The sequence below is a fragment of the Mesorhizobium qingshengii genome, from assembly GCF_900103325.1.
GTDB classification, from domain to species: Bacteria; Pseudomonadota; Alphaproteobacteria; order Rhizobiales; family Rhizobiaceae; genus Mesorhizobium; species Mesorhizobium qingshengii.
This window is the reverse complement of sequence record NZ_FMXM01000065.1, coordinates 1-4,493: the sequence shown is the minus strand read 5'-3', so window position 1 is coordinate 4,493 and position 4,493 is coordinate 1. Positions and strand designations below refer to the sequence as shown.

At 58.5% G+C, this 4,493-nt stretch carries 3 protein-coding genes and 4 pseudogenes; 3 read left to right on the top strand and 4 right to left on the bottom strand.

Features of this window, described 5'->3' with window-relative positions; translation table 11 throughout:
- Positions 1 to 197, bottom strand: a 197-nt coding sequence (locus BLS48_RS34040) for a transposase (protein ID WP_143019593.1), incomplete at its 3' end; no start/stop codon positions are given.
- 162 nt (positions 198 to 359) lie between these two features.
- On the bottom strand, positions 360 to 1,391 hold the full coding sequence (locus BLS48_RS34035; protein WP_038655441.1) for a LacI family DNA-binding transcriptional regulator: 1,032 nt from the start codon (positions 1,389 to 1,391) through the stop codon (positions 360 to 362).
- 273 nt (positions 1,392 to 1,664) lie between these two features.
- Here BLS48_RS34035 and BLS48_RS34030 point away from each other — a divergent pair.
- Positions 1,665 to 1,947, top strand: a pseudogene (locus BLS48_RS34030) (Rieske 2Fe-2S domain-containing protein).
- Positions 1,948 to 2,343: 396 nt separating this feature from the next.
- Here BLS48_RS34030 and BLS48_RS34025 read toward each other — a convergent pair.
- A pseudogene (locus BLS48_RS34025) lies at positions 2,344 to 2,633 on the bottom strand (integrase core domain-containing protein); the annotation flags it as partial.
- Between the two features lie 142 nt (positions 2,634 to 2,775).
- Between BLS48_RS34025 and BLS48_RS34020 the strand changes: the two are divergent.
- Positions 2,776 to 3,003, top strand: a pseudogene (locus BLS48_RS34020) (IS110 family transposase); the annotation flags it as partial.
- A gap of 23 nt (positions 3,004 to 3,026) precedes the next feature.
- On the opposite strand, the pseudogene BLS48_RS34015 reads toward BLS48_RS34020, so the two are convergent.
- Positions 3,027 to 3,966 (bottom strand): annotated as a pseudogene (locus BLS48_RS34015) (IS110 family RNA-guided transposase).
- Between the two features lie 276 nt (positions 3,967 to 4,242).
- Between BLS48_RS34015 and BLS48_RS34010 the strand changes: the two are divergent.
- The coding region (locus BLS48_RS34010; protein WP_143019592.1) for a transposase at positions 4,243 to 4,493 on the top strand (251 nt) is incomplete at its 3' end.

Below are 4,493 nucleotides of genomic sequence, written 5' to 3'. Positions count from 1 at the left end.
ACCGTCGGCTCCGATTTCTCCGCGCCAAACACGTTCGAGGCCCCTTCCAGAAGCTGCTTTCGCCAATCCGTGATCTGGTTCGCATGCACATCATACTGCTGCGCCAGCTCGGCCAGCGTCTTTTCTCCCTTGATCGCCGCAAGCGCAACTTTCGCCTTGAAAGCCGGGCTGTGGTTCCGGCGTGGTCGTCTGCTCATTCGTCATTCTCCTGTTCCGGCACTCATGCCGATCTCAGGCAGAAATTCCACTTATCACCCTGTCCAATTTTGCCGAGCCACCTCTCTTTTGCGCTCAAAAGCACACATCGTTCCTTTTGACCATTCTCAGGAGAGACTTATAGATTCTCTCGCGCAGCGGTTTCAGATGCTCTCAGGCAGATTGATATCGAAAGGCAGAAACGTCTGTCCGGGCGCATTGGCGACACCGTCGCTGATCGCATGAGCCATGAGCTCTACCAGCTCCCGGGAAAGCCTTTCCAAGGGGGTCGCGATTACCATGGTTGCGATATTGTCCGTCAGCGCCCCCCGCGATTCTGGCGTGATTTCATTGCAGATCACAACCGGCGGGTCCTTCGGATTGATCGCTCTCACTGCGGCGATTGCTCCTTCCATACCGCCACCGGCTACGTAGCAGCCGACCAGGTCTGGGTGCCGCTTAAGCACGTCGACCATCGCTTGATGCGTCAGTTGGGTGGTCTCGAGATTGACCAGGGTCTCTAGCACCGTAAAGTCAGGGGCGTGTTCCCGAAAATAAGAACGAAGGCCGATCTCGCGTAATTCCTGACCGTGGAAGCGATGGCTGCCCACAAAAACCGCCACCTTTCCAGGCCGCTTCGCGCATTTGGCAATCATCCAAGCTGCGGTGCGTCCTGCCTTGCGATTGTTCAGACCTACATAGCCTTCGCGAACGCCGGCAGCGAAGTCAGACAGCAGTGAGAACACAGGTATGCCACGAACCTTCAAAGCCTCTACAGCGACAGTTACCGTGGGATGATCCGGGCTAACGAGCGCGACCGCTTGCGTTTTGCCCGCCAAGCGGTTCAATTGCGCCACAATTTCCTCCGGTGACTGGCTCGCCCAGAAGTCGACGATCGGAACACCTCGGAACCGGGGCGCGTGGGCAGCCGCGGACTTCAGTTCGCGTGCAAACTCCTGATAGAAATGCTGCTCGGGCTTCTGAAGAAGGAAACCGAGCCTATACTCCGGGAGGTCTTGGCGCATGCGCTGCTTGATCAGGCTGGTGGCATGGTAGCCTATAACGCTTGCGGCGTCGTAGACCCGCCTTGCGGTTTCCCCCCGAACAGGACACCTCCCGTTCAACACCCGATCGACGGTCGCCACGCTAACTCCCGAAGCCTTTGCAATATCTGAAATCGTGGGTCGCTTGGCCAATTGTGCACTCATCGGGTTTTTGCCGATTTGTGAATGATAATAAATGAAAGATAATATTGCAAATACATTGCAGGTGTTTGTTATTTCCGGTCAATGATCCAAGGCTTAATGAGGCTCAGATCTCACCTAGAAGGGATCATGTTGACACGACCGTTCCGGCCGGCGTCGGCGGCTGTAATCGCCGTCCCCAATTGAACCCAACAAGAAATCCAGGGAGTTAACCGTGACGGACTGGATCCAACCCTTGCGATGTAAGACGTCGAACAAGGGGACGTGATCCGCTTCGACCACGCCGGGCGCACGTTAGGCATCTATCGCAGCCCGCACGATGATTTTTTTGGAACCGATTGTGCACGCATGAGAAAGTTCATCTCGCCGATTGGCTTTGTGATGGACGAGATCATCAAGTGCCCGAAGCACAATGGCCGCTTCAACTATAGGACAGCGAAGCAAGAGGCGCGCCGGTCTGCGTCGACCTCAAGACCTTTCCGGTCGGGCCGGTAAAATCCTCCCCCAGCTCGGGGTGACGGCGATAAGTGATGGCGTCTTTCGATAGCGGCGGCCACTCATAGGCAGATCCGGCTCATCGCGACCAGGGTGCTCGGCCGCCATCGCCGTTCTCGCGCGAGGCAAGCGTTGCCCGCACGCCGCGTTCGCATGCGCCAATGATGCTATGACCAGCGATGCTTCGGCCCAAGAGCTTCTGATCGAGAGAGGATCCGGCTTTTAAGCTCGGCCAAGCCCTCGCGATCGCGCCAGTCCTCAGCCTGTCCAACAAAGATCAGCCGGATCGTCGAGGCGCCACGATGGAGCTTGCCCCGATCGGAGCCAACATCCCGAAAGCAAACCATTCTGGGACCGCCAATCGAACTGCTTTTTCATGCGTATCACGTTTACAGCACCGTTTGGCGGTCGACGATTTGACCATTGCGATGGTCGGGCGCTTTTGGCTGTGGTGCCTCAGCAGGTTGTCCCGATCGAAGCCGAGGCGGCTGATGGGTGGTTTTGATTGTAACTGCCATGTGGCCTATGCCAATTGTAGCGATGAAGCCACCGTGGCAGTTCGGCGTTGCGTTCATGAGAAGTGTTGTAGGCTCGGGCGTAAGCCCATTCGCGCAGGCTCGTCTGAATGAAGCGCTCGGCCTTTCCATTGGTGTTGGGCGTGTACGGCCTGGTGAAGATCTAACGCAGACCCAGACGCCTGCGGGCTGCCCGGAAAGCTTTTGACCGGTAGCAGGAGCCGTAGCACCTACGGAATGAAGGAGCGTCGGCCGCCGAGACAGCTGTGCGCGCAGCTTTTCGCGGCAGGCGCGCACTGGTCGAGGCAGTCATGGCCAGTCAAAGTTTCTCTAGAATGTGAATGTTCACGACCCAGAGACCGACCATGACCACTTCAGATTCTACACCCGCCGCCGCGGTGCTGGTAGCGATCGACATAGCCAAGGTGCGCAATGAAGTTCTGATCGAAGCACCAGGCCACAAGCGCCGGCGTCGCCTTTTGGTCCTCAACACCCGTGCTGAGCACGACCATCTGATCGAAGTGCTGCAGGCGTACGGCCGCCCTGTGGTCTGCGCCTTTGAGGCGACCGGGAACTATCACCGGCCGATAGCATGAGAAAGCGACTATCTGGGGTGTCAAGTTGCATTCGCGAACTCAGTTCTCGCGTCGCGTGCTTTTGCATTGAGGATGACGAGAAGTTTTCTGGCGAGTGCGATGCGGATGAGCATTTTGGGCTTTCCCGCCTGCTGCAACCGTTGAGCGAACGCTTTGAGGTGCGGATCGAACTTGGCCACGATGGCCGCGACGACGAAGAGGATGCCGCGCGGCCCGGCACGTCCGCCGCGCACATGCTTGTTGCCGGTGCGCCTGCCGCTGTCGTTGGCGATGGGGGCGAGGCCCGCCAGCTTGGCGATGGCTTTGTTAGAGATGAGGCCGATCTCGGGCAGTTCGGCCATCAGGCGGGCAACGGTGCGGCCAGCCACACCCTTGAGCGAACGAAAGGCCGACCCCAGCTGTGGCCCACAGCGGATCGTCGTCGATCATGGAGGCGATCTCGCCTTCCAGGCGCCGCTGCTCGCGCTTGAGGAAGGCCAGCATGGCTTCGATGCTGGCGCATGCCTCGGCATCGCGTGCAGCGCTTTTGCGCTGCTTGTTGATGGTGGTATCGCCGACAACCTGGCAAAGTCGCCCAACCAGCGCAGCAAGGCGCTGCTGAGAGTTGCTGGGCGGTGGCGTCGGGACGATCTTCTTGACTGCGCTGTAATGGGCAATGACAGCAGCGTCGATCCGGTCGGTCTTCTCCAGATAACCCATCGCCTCAGCGAAGCGGCGTACGCTTCTGGCATTGACCAGGGCGCATGGCATGCCGTGCGCCCACAAAAGCATGAAGCCAAGCCGCTCATAGCCGCCCGACGCCTCCATCACCGCAAGAGCGGTGCCATGGCTGCGGCAGAACAGCCAAAGAGCTGCGATCCCCGTCGCATCGTTGGCGAAGCGCTCTATCGCCCCACTCGGCCAGACATGCGCGTCCAGCCAATCCTTAGAAACATCAACTCCACAAATGATCCTGTTCACGGTAACCTGCCTTGTACGTACGGTTGGAACCAAGCGACTGTTCGGTCGTGCGTGACGAAGGCGAAGATCCCAAGCTCTCCCGCGGCTGTAACCTCAGGTGGTACGGGCGACTTCGCCAAGCCAAGGTCCGGCCGGCCAGCCGGACCTTGGCTCAATCGCTTCAATCCCACGAAATCTCTCTCGTGTAGATACAAGGTGGCTCGGCAAAATTGGACAGGGTGTTAAGTGGAATTTCTGCCTGAGATCGGCATGAGTGCCGGAACAGGAGAATGACGAATGACCCGACGACCACGCCGGAACCACAGCCCGGCTTTCAAGGCGAAAGTTGCGCTTGCGGCGATCAAGGGAGAAAAGACGCTGGCCGAGCTGGCGCAGCAATATGATGTGCATGCGAACCAGATCACGGATTGGCTAAAGCAGCTTCTGGAAGGGGCCTCGAACGTGTTTGGCGCGGAGAAATCGGAGCCGACGGTGGACATAAAGGCCCTCCATGCCAAGATCGGAGAGCTGACGCTGGCCAATGATTT